The following is a 15,283-nucleotide window of genomic DNA, read 5'->3' on the forward strand; positions in this document are numbered from 1 at the left end:
TTGGGCGTCATTTTCGCCAGAACGCGGGCGTAAACAGGATCAGCAGGGTAAAGAGCTCGAGGCGGCCCAGTAGCATGGCCAGCGCGCACACCCAGGTCTGGAAGTCGGTCAGCCCCGCGTAGTTGGCGGCGGGGCCGACCTGGCCCAGGCCCGGGCCCGTGTTGTTGATGCACGAGATCACCGCGCTGAACGAAGTCATGAAGTCCAGCCCCGAGGCGATCATCACGAAGGTCAGCACGATGATGCTCATCACGTACACGAAGATGAAGCCGAGCACCGAGAACGCGACGCTGTTCGGCAGCGCGCGGCCGTTGACCTTCAGGGGGAGGACAGCGCGCGGGTGCAGAAGTTGCGTCGTCTCGCGCTGCGCCTGCCGGAACAGGATCAGCGTGCGGATCATCTTGATGCCGCCGCCGACCGAGCCGGAGCTCGCGGTAAAGCACGACAGGAACATCATCCATAGTGGCACGAAGATCGGCCACTGCGCGTAGTCGGCGCTGGCAAAGCCCGAGTCGGTCGCGATCGAGATCACGTTGAAGCTGACATGGCGCAGCGCGGCGCCGAAGGTGTAGATCTCGCGCCACCACAGGAAGGCCGACAGCATCAGGATGGAGCCGAAGATCACCGCCAACACCGCCACCGCCTCGGAGTCGGCGCGGTAGGGCCTGAGCGACTTCTGGCGCAGCGCGTAGAAGTGCGTCGCGTAGTTGAGGCCGGAGATCAGCGTGAAGCCGGCGATGATCATCTCGATCGACAGCGAGTCGAAGTGGCCGACGCTGGCGTCCTTGGTCGAGAAGCCGCCCAGCGCGACGGTGGAGAGGCCGTGGCACAGCGCGTCGAACCAGTCCATGCCGGCGGCCTTCAGCGCGAGGATGCACAGCAGGGTGAACACGCAATAGAGCAGCCACAGGCTCTTGGCGGCCTGCGCGATGCGCGGCGCGAGCTTGGCGTCCTTCATCGGGCCGGGCATCTCGGCCTTGTAGATCTGCATGCCCCCGACGCCGAACATCGGCAGGATGGCGACCGCCAGCACGATGATCCCCATGCCGCCCAGCCACTGCATGAAGTGGCGCCAGAAGTTGATCGCCGGCGGCAGGGAGTCCAGCGAGGAGAGCACGGTCGCGCCGTTGGTGGTCAGCGCCGAGATCGACTCGAAGAAGGCGTCGGTGAACGAGAGTTCGGGGTCGTGCAGCATGAACGGCATCGCCGAGGTCGCAGCCAGCCCCACCCACAGCGTCACCACCAGGATGAAGCCGTCGCGTGGCTTGAGTTCGGCCTCGTAGCGTCGGGTTGCCGCCCACATGAAGAGGCCGATGGCGAGGCCGGCGACCGCCGCCAGCAGGAAGTTCTCCAGCGTCTGGTCGCGGTAGACGACCGAGACGACGGCGGGCACGGCGAACATGCACGAAAAGAGCATGATCAGCTTGGACATGATGTGCGCGACCGGCAACAGCTTGCCGAGCGCGCCGACGCTCGCGCGGTGGGCGACGGTGTGCATCAGAAGAACCCCAGCTTGACCTGGACCAGCTGCTCGATCTCGCGCACCTGGTGGCGGCGCGACACGAAGATGATCAGGTGGTCGCCGTCGGCGAGTACCTCGTCGTGGTGCGCCATGCGCACCTCGTCGCCGCGCACCAGCGCACAGATGCGGCAGCCTTGAGGCATCTCGATCTCGTCGATGCGCCGGCCGACCAGGCGCGAGGTCTTGACGTCGCCGTGGATCACCACCTCCATCGCCTCGGCGCTGCCGCCGCGCAAGGGGTGGACCGCCTCGACGTCGCCGCGGCGCAGGTGGGCGAGGATGGAGCCGATGGTCGAGAGGTGCGGCGAGACGGCGATGTCGATGCGGTGGCCCTCGAGCAGGCCGACGTAGCTGGACCGGTTGACCAGCGCGATCACGCGGCGCGCGCCCATGCGCTTGGCCAGCAGCGCCGACATCACGTTGTCCTCGTCGTCGTTGGTCAACGCGCAGAACATGTCCATCTCGTCGATGTTCTCGGCTTCCAAGAGTTCCTCGTCGGTGGCCTCGCCCTGCAGCACCAGCGTGCGCTCGAGCGACTCGCCCAGGCGACGGCAGCGCTCGAGTCCGTGGTCGATGATCTTCACCTCGTAGCCCGCCTGCTCGAGCAGCCGCGCCAGGCGAAAGCCGATATTGCCGCCGCCGGCGATCATCACGCGGCGGATCGGCGGGTCGTCCTTGCGCAGCTCGGAGAGCACGTCGCGCACCGCGTCGGGCTGGGCGAGGAAGAACACCTCGTCGTCGCACTGGATCTCGGTCTCGCCGGTGGGCAGGATCAGCGCGTCCTCGCGCGCGATCGCGCAGATGCGGCAGTTGGCGTCGGGCAGGTCCTGGCGGATGCGGCGCAGCTCGCGCCCGACCAGGAGGCCGCCCCTGAGCGCCTCGGTCGCGACCAGCTGTACCTGGCCTTCGGCGAAGTCGAGCACCTGCAGCGCGCCGGGGTACTCGAACAGGCGGAACAGGTTGTGGGTGACGATCTGCTCGGGGCAGATCGCGTAGTCGACCATGAACTCCTCGAGCAGGCCCTCGCCGCCGTACTCGACGTAGTCGCTGGCGCGGATGCGCGCGATCTTGGTCGGGATGTTGAAGCGGCTGCCGGCGATCTTGCAGGCGGCGAGGTTGGTCTCGTCGTTGCGGGTGAGCGCGAGCAGCATGTCGCAGTCGGCGGCGCCGGCGCGCGCGAGCACCGACGGGTGCGCGGCGTTGCCGACCACGGTCTGGATGTCCAGCCTGTCCTGCAGCTTCTTGAGCAAGGCGGCGTCGAGGTCGACCACCACGATGTCGTTGTCGTCGGAGACCAGGTTTTCGGCGACGCGCGCACCGACCTGGCCGCCGCCGAGGATGATGATTTTCACGTGTATTGTCCGGCAGAAGACTTGTTCGCCGGCATTTTACCGTGACTGGCGCCTGGGTGGCGGCCCGCCGGCACCTGGCGTGCGCAGCGGTCGCTCGTTTTGGGCTGCCGGACGGCGTCAGGCGGCGGTGAACACCTTGCGCCAGCGGCCGTTGTCGAGCGCCTCGAGGCCGAGCCGCGCGTAGAGCGCGGCGTGCGCGCTGCTTGTCGCACCAAGCTGGACCTCGGGGCAGCCTTGTCGTGCCAGGCGGGTGAACAGCGCCTGCACCAGCTGGCGGGCGAGGGCGGTTTGGGTGTTGGCGGGCACGAGCGTGAGTGTGGTACCTGCTTCTTGCGCGTGTGCGCGGGCAAAGCCGACGACGGCGCCTTCGCGCACGGCGACCACCCACGGGGTGCGCGCCGCTTGCGCGGCGCGGACCTCGGCGGCCAGCAGCGCCTCGGGCAGGCCCGAGAGGGCGGCGAGCACCGGCACGTCGTCGACGTGCACGTCGCGCACCCGGCTGCGCGGCCGCTGCCCTTTGCGCGCGGCCTGCGCCTTGGGCGGTTCGAAGTCGGCGAGCCGGTGCTTGACGCACAGCGCGGCGTACGCGTCGTTCGCCGCGTATAGCACCTGACGGTCGGCAAGCTGGGTCGCGGCCCAGTTCGAGGTGCCGACCTGCTTGCTCTTGGCCAGACGCTGACCGAACAAAAGCGCGATGGCGGTCTTGGCGCCGACTTCCTGGCTGAAGCCGTAGGCGCGCAGCACCTGGCCCAAATCGACGATGCCGCGGGCCGTCACCTCGAAGCGGCGCGCGAGTTGCGCGAGGTCGCCGCGCAGGCCGAAGCCGACCTTGGCGGGGGATTCGGCCTCGATCAGCGCGAGCGCCGGTGCGAGCGTTTCCGGGCGGCAGCTCTGGAACAGCCACGCGTGCTCCCGTGTGCAAAACTGCAACAGGTGCGGGCCGGTCGACGCTTCGCCGCGGCTGAAAGTGGGTTTGGATTCGGTGTCGAAGCCGATCTCGGCTTGGGCGGCCAGCGCGCGGTAGGCGGCTTCGGCTTCGGCTTCGGTGGCCACGACGGTGACCGCCTGCCGCGCGAGCCCCTCGAACAGGGGGAGCTCGGCGATGGCGGTCTTGTCGGGCAGGGTGGTGGGCATCCGTTCGGGCATCGCGCCATTGTACGCGCAATGCGTGCGGCTTAGCGCGTACGGAAGTGCCCGATCGCGCTATTGAGTTCGCTGGCGAGGGTCGCCATCTCGCCGGTCATCCGGTTCGAATCCCCGACCGCCTGGCTGTTCTCGTGGCCCATCGCCGCGATCCGCTCGACGTTGCGCGCGGCGTCGTTGCTGGCCGTGCTCTGTTCGCGCATCGCCGCGGCGATCTGTTGCGTCTTGTCGAGCAGCTGGCTGGCGCGCCCCTGCAGGGTGGCCAGGCGCGCGCCGAGCGACTGGCTCAACTCGACGCCCTGCGCGACACGGCTGGCCGCCTCCTGCATGCTGCCGACGGCCTTGCCGGTGTCGGCCTGCACGCCGCGGATCTTGTCGCTGATCTCGCCGGTTGCCTGGCTGGTGCGCTCGGCGAGTTTCCTCACCTCGTCGGCGACCACCGCGAAGCCGCGGCCCTGCTCGCCGGCGCGTGCCGCCTCGATCGCCGCGTTCAGCGCCAGCAGGTTGGTCTGCTCGGCGATGTCGCGGATCACGCCGACGATGCTGCCGATCTCTTCCGAGCGCTGGTTGAGCTGGTCGATGATGGCTTCGGACTGGCTGATCGTCCCGGCGATCGCCTGCATCTCGCTGCTCGAGCGCCCGGCCAGGGCGAGCCCCTCGTCGGCCTCCTGGCGGCTGGTGCGCGCCTCTTCGGCCATCTGCTGGGCGTGGTCGGCGACGAGGTCGATGCTGACCGTCATCTGTTCGACCGCGGCGGCGGTCGACGAGGACGCGTCGCTTTGCTGGCGGCTGGCGTCGGCGACCCGTTGCGAGACGCCGGACAGGCTCGCCGCGGTGTCCCCCAGCCGGGCGGCGCCGGTGCGGGTTTGTTCGATGAATGCGCGCAACTGGCCAAGCAGTGCCTCCAGCGCCTCGGTGGTCCGGCTGATTTCGTCATCGCCGTGCGTGCCCACCTGCAGCGTCAGGTCGTTGTTGCGGGCGGCTTCCACAAGCTTGCCCTGCAGCGCGTTCAGCGGCCGCGTGATCGAGTGGGCGAGCAGCCAGGACAGGGCGATTCCGGCTGCGAGTGCCGCGGCGACGATGGCGAGCAGCGTCGTGATCGCGCGGTGGGTGCCCGATTCGAGCTCGCTCGACGCGGCCTTCGTCTGCGCGTTGACCGTCCCGTCGACCTTGTCCAGCGTATTGCGCGCGTCGTAGAGCGCCGGCTTGAATGGCATGATGGCGGCGTCGGCCAGGTTGGCGCTGGCGATCTCGCCGCGTTCGATCTGCCCGTACAGCGTGTTCATGCCCTGTTCGTAGCGGCCGATGCCGGCGCCGACCCGGTCGAGTTCGGTCGCGAACGGCGCCGCGGCGCTTTCGCCGCGCACCTTGGCGAGCTGTTCCTTGAAGCGGGCGATGCGCTTGTCGAGGTCCTGCTTGTTGGTCTGGATGCTCTGCTCGCTGCCAGCCGGGTTGCCGATGCTGATGAAGATGTTTTTTTCGTCCTGGCGCACCGAGCGCAGGGTGAGCTGCAACTCGGCCAGCGAGTGGCGCAGCGCGATGTCTTCGCGGAGCAGGCGTGTGGCCTCGTCGTCCAGCGTGACGAGCGAGCGCCAACCGACGGCGCCGACGAGGGCGCAGGCGGTGAGCAGCAGGGTGGCGAGCAGCGTGATCCGCCGCGAAATGGTCAGACGGTCGAACATGATTTTCCCCCGGCACTAGCCACTGGTCGTAGCCATTCGATAGAGGTGGTTATTCTATCGGGAGGGATTCGGGAGCAAGACCGCAGTTGCCCAAAATGGGTGAGGCCGCCGCGGGCGCGGCGGCCGGAAGGCTTAGTGCCAGCGCACCAGGCTATACAGCTTCTTGCCGCGCTTGATCAGCGTGTACTGGCCGAACAGGCGTTCGGCGTCGGTCACGGTCTGCTCGATCGCAGTGGCCTTCACGCCATTGACGCTGACCGCGCCGCTCTGGATGAAGGTGCGCGCCTCGCTCTTGCTCTTGGCAAGAGAGCCCGCCACCAGCACCTCGATCAGGCTGTCCTGGCCCTTGGCCACGGTCACCGTCGGCATGCCGTCCTGCGCGAGCTGCGCGAAGTCGGCCTCGGTCAGGCTGTCCAGGTTTTCGCTGAACAGCGACTGGCTGATGCGCTGCGCGGCGACGACCGCGTCCTGCCCGTGCACCAGCGCGGTCGCCTGTTCGGCGAGGATGCGCTGCGCCTCGGGCTTGCCCGCGCGCGCCTTGTCTTCGGCCTCGATCGCCTCGATCTCGGCGACCGATAGGAAGGTGAAGTAGCGCAGGAACTTGTAGACGTCGGCGTCGGCGGTGTTCAGCCAGAACTGGTAGAACGCGTACGGCGAGGTCTTCTTCGGGTCCAGCCACACCGCGCCGCCCTCGGTCTTGCCGAACTTGGTGCCGTCGCTCTTGGTGACCAAGGGCAGGGTCAGGCCGAACACCTGCTGCTGGTTCATGCGGCGGGTGAGGTCGATGCCGGCGGTGATGTTGCCCCACTGGTCGGAGCCGCCGATCTGCATGCGGCAGCCGTGCTGGCGGTTCAGTTCGACGAAGTCGTAGCCCTGCAGCAGGCTGTAGGTGAATTCGGTGAACGAGATGCCCACGTCGTCACGGTTGATGCGCTGCTGCACCGACTCCTTCTTGATCATCGCGTTGACCGAGAAGTGCTTGCCGATGTCGCGCAGGAAGTCCAGCACGTTCATCTGGCCGAACCAGTCGTGGTTGTTGGCCATGACGGCAGCGGCCTCGCCCTCGAAGCTCAGGAAGGGCTCGACCTGCTTCCTGATCTTGCCGACCCAGTCGGCGACCACGTCCGGCGTGTTGAGCTTGCGCTCGTTGGCCTTGAAGCTCGGGTCGCCGATCATGCCGGTGGCGCCGCCGACCAACGCGATCGGCTTGTGGCCGGCCATCTGGAAGCGCTTGAGCACCAGCACCGGCACCAGGTGACCGAGATGCAGGCTGTCGGCGGTCGGGTCGAAACCGCAATACAGGGTGACCTGGCCTTGCGCGAGCATGTCTTCGATGGCGGCGGCGTCGGTGACCTGTGCGATCAGGCCCCGGGCCTGCATGTCCTGGATCAGGGAGGTGGGTTGCATGGGCTCTCCAAATAGTGCAAAAAGCGGCGGGCGCCGCTGACGGAGCCCGCTTCAAAAAGATTGACAATTCTACCCGAAAGCACGCCCCGCGCCGAGGCTGGCGGCGCCATTATTCAAGTAGAATAGAAAGCATCCAATTTGTAAGGAGGACAAGATGAAGCATCAGGTCAAGGTGTGGGACGCGCCGACCCGCCTGTTCCACTGGACGCTGGCCGCCAGCTTCGCCTTCATGTGGTGGAGCGCCGAACAGGGTGGCGACTGGATGGCGTGGCATTTGAGGGGCGGCGTGCTGATCGCGGTGCTCTTGGTGTTCCGTCTGCTCTGGGGCGTGCTGGGCAGCCAGACCGCGCGTTTTGCCGACTTCCTGAAGGGGCCGGCGTCCATCCTGCGCTATGTGCGCGGCGAGCTGACCGAACGCGAACAGCCCGGCCACAACCCGCTAGGCGGCTGGATGGTGCTGGCCATGCTCGCCGCCCTGGCGGCGCAAGTCACAACCGGGCTCTTCTCGGCCGACGTCAACGCCTATATCTACGACGGCCCGCTGGCCGCGGCGATCAGCAGCGAGACGGCCGAGCAGATGAACAGCTATCACCGGCTGAACTTCAACCTGGTGCTCGCGCTGGTCGGCCTGCACCTGGCGGCCATCGTGTTCTACCGCGTGGTGAAACGGCAGAACCTGGTCAAGCCGATGCTCACCGGCTACAAGAGCATCGAGGGCGAGGCGCCCAGCCTCTACTTCGCGCCGGTGGTCATCGCGCTGGTGACGCTGGTGGTCGCCGCCGGCGCGGTGTACTTCGTGCTGACGCGGTTTTGACAGGTTGAGCGGGGCATGAAAAAGGGGAGGCCAAGCCTCCCCTTTTTGCGTGGCTTGCGCGGCGCTAAGGCGCCGGCTGCACGCTTACAGCGGCGGGCCGCGGAAGGCGTCGTGGCAGCTCTTGCAGCTTTGGCCGACCTGGCCGTAGCTTGCGCGGATGGCGGCGAGGTCGCCGGCCTGGGCCGCGGCGTCGAGCCGGCCGACCGCGTCGAGGAACTGCTTCTTCTCGGCGCCGAATTTGGCCGGCTGGCTCCAGATATCGGCCCTGGCGCGGCTGCCGGCCTGGCTGCCGGCGGCAAAGCGCGTGAACGGCACGGGCGCGGCGGCCTTGAGGTTGGCGGCGAGGCGGGCGAAGTCGTCCTTGCGGTAGGGCGCGCGGTCGCGCACGACGACGCCCATCGGCTCGAAACTGCGCAGGATGACCTTGAAGTCCTTGACACGGGCTTCGGCGGCGGGGTTGGCGTGGACGGTGCCGGCAACAGCGAGGGCGGCAAACAGCAGGGTCTTGTACATCGTTGGTGTCACTAGGGGAGAAAACGGGCGCCTCCCGCGGGGGAGGCGCGCTGGCCCTGAAGGGGCTTAGTCCGGCTTGCGGAAGGTGTCGTGGCAGGACTTGCAGGTCTGGCCGACCTTGCCGAAGGCAGGCTTGATCGCGGCGAGGTCGCCGGTGGCGGCCACCTTGGCAAGCTCGGCGGTCGCCGCTTCATGCTTGCTGATTTCCTGCTTCCACTCGGCGCCCTTGCTCCAGATCTCGGCCTTGGCGCCGGTCTTGCCCTTGTCGGTGCCCGGCGTGAAGTACTGCCACGGCTGCTTGGAGATCACCTCCATGTGGGCGGCCAGTTTGGCGAACTCGGCCTTGTCGTACGGGGTCTTGCCTTTGACCATGTCGCCCATGGTGCCGAAGGTCTTCTTGTAGTCCTTGAAGACGTCCTGGCGCTGGGTGATCGGGTCGGCGGCAAGCGCGCTGCCACAGGCCGCGGCGATCGCGGCAGCGAGGACGAAACGGGTCAGCTTCATGTGGACTCCTCATGATGAGTGGGTGCGAGTGCGATGAGCATATCACGTGCGGGTCCTGGCAAGGAACGCCGGACGGCCCGTGTTTGTTAAGCGCTGTTAAGCCGTTCACGCGCGGGTATCGTCCGTTTGCATGGCGCCGGCTGTCGGGGCTGATGCCGATAATCACATGATCCAGGATCCACATCAGGCAGCCCACTCAGATGACCATATCCGCAAACCCGGTACCCGGCGGCCGGAAACTGGCCGCATTCATGCTGGCGGCCAGCCTCGCCTCGACGATAGGCGGCCTGCCGTTCAACGCGCTGCCGGTGCTGCTGGGTAGCCTGGCCGATTCGTTCGCGCTGGACGCCCGGCAGATCGGCCGCATCGGTTCGGTGTGCTTTGCGGGCTACCTGGCCGGCACGCTGGCCGCCCCACTGTGGCTTAACCGCGTCAACTGGCGGGTGCTGACGGCGTTGAGCGCGTTGGGGGTGGCCGCCTCTTTCGCTTTGAGCACCCAGGTCAGCTCGCTCGGCGCGCTTTACGCGGTCTGGGCGTTGATCGGTTTTTTTGCGTCGACGATGACCTGCCTGGGCATGCGCATCCTGACCGAGCTGCCCAACAAGGTGCGCGCCTACGGCGTGCGCCAAGGGGTCGAGTTGTCGGTGACCGCGCTGGTGCTGTTCGCGCTGCCGCCCCTAGTGATCTCGGTGTGGCACTACCCAGGCGCCGGGGTCGCGCTGGCCCTGGTGGTCGGTGTACTCGGGTTTTCCGCGCGCTGGGTGCCGGCGCACCCGCGCCTGCAGCCTTCCGCCGGGGCATCGGCTGGCCACAGAGGCTTGCCCGCGCAGGCCTGGGTCAGCCTCGGGCTTTTCTTCGTGTTCCTGACGGGCAACGTCGCGTTATGGGCGTTTCTGGAGAGGATAGGGCAGGCGCGTGCGGTGGCGCCGCTGGAGATGGGGCTGGTGTTCGCGGTGCTCAAGCTGCTGGGCGGTGTCGCCGCCTTCAGCATCGCCGCCATCGGCGAGCGCGGCGGCATGCGTCTGCCCTTGTGGCTGGTGTTGGCCGGCGTCGGGGCCGGACTTGGCTTGCTCGCCGCTGGCGGCGCGTTCTGGTCGTACGCGCTAGGCGCGTGGGTCTGGGAGTTTGCCTTCACCTGCGGCTGCATCTACCACTCGGCGGCCATCGCCCGTAGTGACGGCGAGGGCCGTGCGGTGATGCTGGTGCCGGCGGCCTTCGCGCTGGGGTCGATGGTCGGGCCGGCGCTGGCAGGCGAATTGGCCAGTGGCGGCAGCTACGGCGGTGTGCTGTCGCTGGCCGCCATGAGCACCTTCGTGCCCACGCTCGCCTACCAGTTCTGGCAGGGCCGGCCGGCAGCGGGCGCCGCATGCGTGGCGGCCGGGGGCCGCCCGCAGTAAACGGGCCAGAGCTTCAGCCGAACAGGCGCGCGAGTGCCGCGCCCGGGTCGGCTTCGCGCATGAACGCTTCGCCTACCAGAAAGGTGTGCACGCCAGCCTCGCGCATGCGTGCGACGTCGCCGCCCGTCGCGATGCCGCTCTCGGTCACGCAGACGCGCGCCTCGCCGATCGCCGGCAGCAGGGACAGCGTGGTGTCGAGGCTGACTTCGAACGTCCTCAGGTTGCGGTTGTTGACGCCGATCAGCGGCGTCTTCAGCGTCAGCGCGGCGTCGAGTTCCTGCGCGTCGTGCACCTCGACCAGCACGGCGAGGCCCAGTTCGTTGGCGAGCGTCTCCATCTCGCGCATCCGGCTGGCCGGCAGCGCGGCTGCGATCAGCAGGATGGCGTCGGCGCCCATCGCCGCGGCTTCGACCACCTGGTAGTCGCCGATCAGGAAGTCCTTGCGCAGCACCGGCAGCGCGCACGCGGCGCGGGCGGCCTTCAGGTAGGCGGCGTCGCCCTGGAAGTAGTCGGTGTCGGTGAGCACCGACAGGCAGGCGGCGCCGGCCGCCTCGTACTGGCGCGCGATCGCGGCCGGGTCGAAGTCGGCGCGGATCACGCCCTTGCTCGGGCTCGCCTTCTTCACTTCGGCGATCACCGCGGGCAGTCCATCGGCGTGCTTGGCGCGGATCGCGCCGACGAAATCGCGCTTGTCGGCGCGGCGCGCCTCGGCCTGTTCGCGCAGCAGGGCAAGCGGCGCGCGTTGCTGGTCGCGGGCGACTTCTTCGGCCTTGGTCGCGAGGATCTTCGCCAGGATGTCGGACATGGTTTCTCCTGAATCGGTCGTTCTTATAGGTGTTGTCTGAAAAAAGTGGTCAGGCGGCGCGGCAGCCACTCGAGGCGCCCGGGGAAGGGGCCGGCGGCGAAACCGACGTGGCCGCCGTGTTCGGGCTGCTCGAGCGTCACGGCAGGGGCGACCTCGGCCACGTGCGGCAGTGCCGACGCGGGCAGGAAAGGGTCGTTGCGCGCGTTGAGCACCAGCGTCGGGCGGCGGATCGCGTGCAGCAGCGGTTTGCTGCTGGCACCAGCCCAGTACGCACGCGCGTCGGGGTAGCCCGCCAAGGGCGCGGTGACCAGGTCGTCGAATTCGGCGAAGGTGCGGGTGCGTTCAAGCCGCGCGCCGTCGAACAGCGCGGGGTAGCGTGTGAGCTGGGCGCGCGCCTTGGGTTTGAGTGTCTTGAGGAACATCCGCGTGTAGAGGCGGCGGCCCAGGCCGCGGTCAAGCCGGGTGCTGGCGGCGGTCAAGTCTAGCGGCACCGATACCGCGGCGGCGGCGGCCGGCAGCGCGGCGTCGCCCGTCTCGCCCAGGTACTTGAGCAGCATGTTGCCGCCGAGCGACACGCCGGCGGCGAACACCGGCGCGCTGCTCTCGGCGGCGAAGCGTGCGAGGATCCACGCGACCTCGGCCGAGTCGCCGGCGTGGTAGGCGCGCGCGAGCGTGTTGTCGACGCCGCCGCAGCCGCGAAAGTGCGGCACCGCGCCGCGCCAGCCCAGGCGCGCCGCTTCGAGCATCAGCGCACGCGCGTAGTGGCTGTCGCTGCTGCCCTCCAGGCCGTGGAACAGCACGACAAGCGGCGCCGCCGGGTCGTTGCCGACGCGGTCGACGGCGATTTGGCCGTAGTCCGGCGTGTCCCATACTTCGCGGGTGTACGCCGGGCGCTTGGGGCGCAGAAAAAGCGCAGGCCAGATGGTCTGCGCGTGTCCGCCCCTGAGCCAGCGCGGGGCTTGGTAGGGCGGGGTGGGTGTCATGCCTCGTCGCTGTCGTCCTGCCTCGCGTCGCGCGCGGCGGTGGTGCCCGGCTCGGGCAGGAATTCCTTCAGCGTCTGGAACAGCTGACGGTAGGCCTTGGGCGGCTTCTGCTCGGCCAGCTCCTTGCGCGCGTTGCGGATCATGGTGCGCAGTTGTTGCACGTCGGCGTCGGGGTGCTCGGCGACGAAGGCGCCCAACGTCTTGTCGTCGGCCATCAGCTTGTCGCGCCAGCGTTCGAGCTGGTGCAGCCACGCGGCGTGCTCGGCCGAGTCGCCGCGCATGATGGCCAGTTGCTGGCGGATCGGCTCGGGGTCGATGCTGCGCATCAGCTTGCCGATGTATTGTTCCTGGCGCTTCTTGGCGCCGAAAGACGGGATGCGCTGGTGTTCGAGCACCGCGGTGAGCAACTGCTCGGGCAGGTCGAACTTCTTCAGCTTGTCGCGGGGCAGTTCGGTCAGCGCGCGGCCGAGGTCCTGCAGCGCGTCCATCTGCCGCTTGAGCTCGGATTTGCTGGGGATGCCTTCGTCTGCACTATCGTGTTGAGGGTAGGTCATGCTTGTCGGTTGATTCCATTCAAGGCTGGTATGATACCCGAAATTGACGGCGGCCAAGCCGGACGCCGGCTCCATTGCAAAGGACACTATGGCAGACGCAGCATTCAGTTTCAGTCAAGGTCAGCTGCAGGACGTCGCAAACCGGGTGCTCGCGCTCGCGCGCGAGGGCGGCGCGACCGCCTGCGAAGTCGACGTCTCCGAGGCCTGCGGGCAGTCGGTCAACGTGCGGCTGGGGCAGATCGAGACGCTCGAGTACAACCAGGACAAGGGTGCGACCGTCACCGTCTACGTCGGCCAGCAAAAGGGCCACGCCAGCACGTCGGACTTCGGCAGCGAGGCGCTGAAGGACACCGTCAAGGCCGCGCTCGCCATCGCCCGCTACACCGGCGCCGACCCGTGCGCCGGGCTCGCCGACCCGGCGCTGCTCGCGGCCAGCTTCCCCGACCTGGACCTCTACCACCCGTGGGCGCTGTCGGCCGAAGACGCGATCGAGATGGCGTGCCGCTGCGAGGACGCCGCCCGCGCGGTCGATCCACGCATCAGCAATTCCGAAGGCGCTGGCGTCTCCACCCAGACCAGCCACTTCGTGTACGCCAACAGCAACGGCTTTCTCGCCGGCTACCCGGGCTCCCGGCACAGCCTGTCGGCGGCGGTGATCGCCAGCGAGAACGGCGCGATGCAGCGCGACTACTGGTTTACCAGCGCGCGCGCGTCCGAGGACCTCGACGACGCGGTCAGCGTCGGCCGCCGTGCGGGCGAGCGCGCGCTGCGCCGGCTGGGTGCGAAAAGCGTGAAGACCGGCAACTACCCGGTGCTGTTCGAGGCGCCGATCGCGTCCTCCTTGATCGGCCACCTGGTCAGCGCCGTCTCCGGCGCCAGCCTGTACCGCAAGTCGACTTTCCTGTTGGATACGCTCGGCAAGCCGGTGATGGCCGCCTGCATGCATATCGACGAAGACCCGTTCGTGCCGCGCGGCCTCGCCTCCGGCGCGTTCGACAGCGAAGGCGTCGCCACGCGCGCGCGACGCCTGGTCGACGGCGGCGTGCTCGGCGGCTACTTCCTCGGCAGCTATTCGGCGCGCAAGCTCGGCATGCAGAGCACCGGCAACGCCGGCGGCAGCCACAACCTGATCGTGCACGACACCGGCGAGAGCTTCGAGGCGATGCTCGCGCGCATGGGCACCGGCCTTCTGGTGACCGAGCTGATGGGGCACGGGCTGAACCTGGTGACCGGCGACTATTCGCGCGGCGCGGCGGGTTTCTGGGTCGAGAACGGCGTGATCGTGTACCCGGTCGAGGAGATCACCATCGCCGGCAACCTCGCCGACATGTTCCAGGCGATCGAGGCGGTCGGCACCGACTGCCTCACGCGCGGCGGCAAACGCTGCGGCTCGATCCTGGTCGGCTCGATGACGGTGGCCGGCAGCCATTGAGCACGCCTGCCTGGTGGGGCGCCGCCTGCGACGCGCTCGCTGCGGCCGACCCGGTGATGGCGGCGCTGATCCGTCGCTACCCGGACGCGCGGCTCACCAGCCGTGGCGCGCCATTCGAGACGCTGCTGCGCGCGATCGTCGGCCAGCAGATCTCGGTGGCGGCGGCCGACGCGCTGTGGGCGCGGCTGACCGCCTTGGCGCCGGCGACGCCAGCGGGTGTGCTGGCCATGTCGCCCGACGCATTGCGCGGCGCCGGCTTGTCCGTGCGCAAGGCCGAGTACGCGCGGTGTCTGGCCGGCCACTTCGCCGACGCCCGCATCGACCCCGCGCATTTTGCTGCGCTGCCGGACGAGGCTGTGGTCGACAGGCTGACCGCGGTGCGCGGCATCGGCCGCTGGAGCGCCGAGATGTTCCTGATCTTCAACCTCAACCGCCCGGACGTGTGGCCCGTCGACGATATCGGCTTGCTGCGTGCGCTAGCCGTCCATTACCTTGCCGGTGCGCGGCCGACGCCGCGCCAGGCGTCGGCGTTCGGCGAGCGCTTCAGGCCGTGGCGCACGCTGGCGACTTGGTATCTGTGGCGCAGCCTCGACCCTGTCGAGGTCCAGTACTGAAAACAACAAAGCGCCGCCCGCTTGCGGCGCGACAAACGTATTTCCTGTAGGGGGACGATGATGTTCAAGTTCTTGCCGGGCCCGCGTGCGGGTTTCGCCTTGCTGTTCCTGGCCTGCGTAGGCGCGATCGCCTTCGCGCTGTTCGCGCAGTACTACCTGCTGCTCGAACCTTGCCCGATGTGCATCCTGCAGCGTGTCGCGGTGATCTTCACCGGCCTCTTCGCGCTGGCGGCCTGCCTGCACAATCCGGGGGCGTGTGGCTACCGGGCGTGGGGCGTCTTGAGTGCGCTCTCGTCGGCGGCGGGCTTTGGCGTGGCGGCGCGCCAGGTATGGATGCAGCAGTTGCCGTGGGACCAGGTGCCGGCCTGCGGTCCGGGGCTCGAGTACATGATGGAGACGATGCCCCTGTGGAACGTGCTCTCCAAGGTGCTTGCCGGCAGCGGCGAGTGCGCGAACGTCGACTGGACGCTGCTGGGCTTCACGCTGCCGCAACTGTCCGCCGCCTTCTTTGCCGGTGTCATCATGTGGGTGCTGCTCTTGGTATGGCCGCGCGCGCGCTGA

Annotated in this window: 15 protein-coding genes; 5 read left to right on the forward strand and 10 right to left on the reverse strand. The window is 68.3% G+C overall.

The window, feature by feature from the left end:
* Nucleotides 1–7 precede the first annotated feature (7 nt).
* The 5 genes from E5K04_RS08485 to tyrS all read right to left on the reverse strand — a co-directional run bounded on the left by E5K04_RS08485 (nt 8) and on the right by tyrS (nt 7,106).
* Nucleotides 8–1,498, reverse strand: coding sequence for a TrkH family potassium uptake protein (locus tag E5K04_RS08485; RefSeq protein ID WP_205700327.1), 1,491 nt, complete (start codon nt 1,496–1,498; stop codon nt 8–10).
* Complete coding sequence (gene trkA, locus E5K04_RS08490; RefSeq protein WP_136552987.1) at nt 1,498–2,874, reverse strand: Trk system potassium transporter TrkA; 1,377 nt, start codon at nt 2,872–2,874, stop codon at nt 1,498–1,500. Before trkA ends, E5K04_RS08485 begins: the two co-directional genes overlap by 1 nt.
* A 117-nt stretch (nt 2,875–2,991) precedes the next feature.
* Nucleotides 2,992–4,008: a 3'-5' exonuclease domain-containing protein 2 gene (locus E5K04_RS08495; protein WP_205700328.1), complete on the reverse strand. Its 1,017-nt coding sequence runs from the start codon at nt 4,006–4,008 to the stop codon at nt 2,992–2,994.
* Between the two features lie 41 nt (nt 4,009–4,049).
* Nucleotides 4,050–5,699: a methyl-accepting chemotaxis protein gene (locus E5K04_RS08500; protein WP_136552991.1), complete on the reverse strand. Its 1,650-nt coding sequence runs from the start codon at nt 5,697–5,699 to the stop codon at nt 4,050–4,052.
* Between the two features lie 132 nt (nt 5,700–5,831).
* Nucleotides 5,832–7,106 (reverse strand): tyrosine--tRNA ligase, encoded by a 1,275-nt coding sequence (tyrS, locus tag E5K04_RS08505; protein WP_136552993.1) that lies wholly within the window; start codon nt 7,104–7,106, stop codon nt 5,832–5,834.
* 154 nt (nt 7,107–7,260) lie between these two features.
* Here tyrS and E5K04_RS08510 point away from each other — a divergent pair, with 154 nt between their 5' ends.
* Nucleotides 7,261–7,920 carry a cytochrome b/b6 domain-containing protein gene (locus E5K04_RS08510; RefSeq protein ID WP_136552995.1) on the forward strand — a complete coding sequence of 220 codons (660 nt, stop codon included), beginning with the start codon at nt 7,261–7,263 and terminating at the stop codon, nt 7,918–7,920.
* An 84-nt stretch (nt 7,921–8,004) separates the two neighbouring features.
* Here E5K04_RS08510 and E5K04_RS08515 read toward each other — a convergent pair whose 3' ends face one another.
* Both E5K04_RS08515 and E5K04_RS08520 read right to left on the reverse strand, forming a co-directional pair.
* Nucleotides 8,005–8,433, reverse strand: coding sequence for a c-type cytochrome (locus E5K04_RS08515; RefSeq protein WP_136552996.1), 429 nt, complete (start codon nt 8,431–8,433; stop codon nt 8,005–8,007).
* 66 nt (nt 8,434–8,499) lie between these two features.
* Nucleotides 8,500–8,937 carry a c-type cytochrome gene (locus tag E5K04_RS08520; protein WP_136552998.1) on the reverse strand — a complete coding sequence of 146 codons (438 nt, stop codon included), beginning with the start codon at nt 8,935–8,937 and terminating at the stop codon, nt 8,500–8,502.
* 200 nt (nt 8,938–9,137) lie between these two features.
* Between E5K04_RS08520 and E5K04_RS08525 the strand changes: the two genes are divergently transcribed.
* A complete protein-coding gene (locus E5K04_RS08525; RefSeq protein ID WP_136553000.1) occupies nt 9,138–10,334 on the forward strand; it encodes an MFS transporter in 1,197 nt (398 codons plus the stop codon).
* A gap of 13 nt (nt 10,335–10,347) precedes the next feature.
* On the opposite strand, the gene trpC is transcribed toward E5K04_RS08525, so the two are convergent.
* From trpC to yjgA, 3 genes are read right to left on the reverse strand one after another with little or no spacing between them, the layout of a single operon-like run.
* On the reverse strand, nt 10,348–11,139 hold the full coding sequence (gene trpC / locus E5K04_RS08530) for an indole-3-glycerol phosphate synthase TrpC (protein WP_136553002.1): 792 nt from the start codon (nt 11,137–11,139) through the stop codon (nt 10,348–10,350).
* A 23-nt stretch (nt 11,140–11,162) separates the two neighbouring features.
* Nucleotides 11,163–12,122, reverse strand: a complete 960-nt coding sequence (locus tag E5K04_RS08535; RefSeq protein ID WP_136553004.1) for a YheT family hydrolase — start codon at nt 12,120–12,122, stop codon at nt 11,163–11,165.
* Nucleotides 12,119–12,676: a ribosome biogenesis factor YjgA gene (gene yjgA, locus E5K04_RS08540; RefSeq protein ID WP_136553007.1), complete on the reverse strand. Its 558-nt coding sequence runs from the start codon at nt 12,674–12,676 to the stop codon at nt 12,119–12,121. Before yjgA ends, E5K04_RS08535 begins: the two co-directional genes overlap by 4 nt.
* 88 nt (nt 12,677–12,764) lie before the next feature.
* Here yjgA and pmbA point away from each other — a divergent pair, with 88 nt between their 5' ends.
* From pmbA to E5K04_RS08555, 3 genes are read left to right on the forward strand one after another with little or no spacing between them, the layout of a single operon-like run.
* Complete coding sequence (gene pmbA / locus E5K04_RS08545; protein ID WP_136553009.1) at nt 12,765–14,108, forward strand: metalloprotease PmbA; 1,344 nt, start codon at nt 12,765–12,767, stop codon at nt 14,106–14,108.
* Nucleotides 14,105–14,722, forward strand: a complete 618-nt coding sequence (locus E5K04_RS08550; protein ID WP_136553011.1) for a DNA-3-methyladenine glycosylase family protein — start codon at nt 14,105–14,107, stop codon at nt 14,720–14,722. The genes pmbA and E5K04_RS08550 overlap by 4 nt, the downstream gene beginning before the upstream one ends.
* Nucleotides 14,723–14,779: 57 nt before the next feature.
* The gene (locus tag E5K04_RS08555; protein WP_235844312.1) at nt 14,780–15,283 is read left to right on the forward strand and encodes a disulfide bond formation protein B; all 504 of its coding nucleotides are present in this window, start codon (nt 14,780–14,782) and stop codon (nt 15,281–15,283) included.

Source organism: Crenobacter intestini (assembly GCF_004919095.1).
Taxonomy (GTDB): domain Bacteria; phylum Pseudomonadota; class Gammaproteobacteria; order Burkholderiales; family Chromobacteriaceae; genus Craterilacuibacter; species Craterilacuibacter intestini.

What these genes read in the sequence shown, in the direction of transcription:
- E5K04_RS08485 (WP_205700327.1), bottom strand. Translation starts at nt 1,498, where the DNA reads ATGCACACCGTCGCCCACCGCGCGAGCGTCGGCGCGCTCGGCAAGCTG.
- E5K04_RS08495 (WP_205700328.1), bottom strand. Translation starts at nt 4,008, where the DNA reads ATGCCCACCACCCTGCCCGACAAGACCGCCATCGCCGAGCTCCCCCTG.
- E5K04_RS08500 (WP_136552991.1), bottom strand. Translation starts at nt 5,699, where the DNA reads ATGTTCGACCGTCTGACCATTTCGCGGCGGATCACGCTGCTCGCCACC.
- tyrS (WP_136552993.1), bottom strand. Translation starts at nt 7,106, where the DNA reads ATGCAACCCACCTCCCTGATCCAGGACATGCAGGCCCGGGGCCTGATC.
- E5K04_RS08510 (WP_136552995.1), top strand. Translation starts at nt 7,261, where the DNA reads ATGAAGCATCAGGTCAAGGTGTGGGACGCGCCGACCCGCCTGTTCCAC.
- E5K04_RS08515 (WP_136552996.1), bottom strand. Translation starts at nt 8,433, where the DNA reads ATGTACAAGACCCTGCTGTTTGCCGCCCTCGCTGTTGCCGGCACCGTC.
- E5K04_RS08520 (WP_136552998.1), bottom strand. Translation starts at nt 8,937, where the DNA reads ATGAAGCTGACCCGTTTCGTCCTCGCTGCCGCGATCGCCGCGGCCTGT.
- E5K04_RS08525 (WP_136553000.1), top strand. Translation starts at nt 9,138, where the DNA reads ATGACCATATCCGCAAACCCGGTACCCGGCGGCCGGAAACTGGCCGCA.
- trpC (WP_136553002.1), bottom strand. Translation starts at nt 11,139, where the DNA reads ATGTCCGACATCCTGGCGAAGATCCTCGCGACCAAGGCCGAAGAAGTC.
- E5K04_RS08535 (WP_136553004.1), bottom strand. Translation starts at nt 12,122, where the DNA reads ATGACACCCACCCCGCCCTACCAAGCCCCGCGCTGGCTCAGGGGCGGA.
- yjgA (WP_136553007.1), bottom strand. Translation starts at nt 12,676, where the DNA reads ATGACCTACCCTCAACACGATAGTGCAGACGAAGGCATCCCCAGCAAA.
- pmbA (WP_136553009.1), top strand. Translation starts at nt 12,765, where the DNA reads ATGGCAGACGCAGCATTCAGTTTCAGTCAAGGTCAGCTGCAGGACGTC.
- E5K04_RS08555 (WP_235844312.1), top strand. Translation starts at nt 14,780, where the DNA reads ATGATGTTCAAGTTCTTGCCGGGCCCGCGTGCGGGTTTCGCCTTGCTG.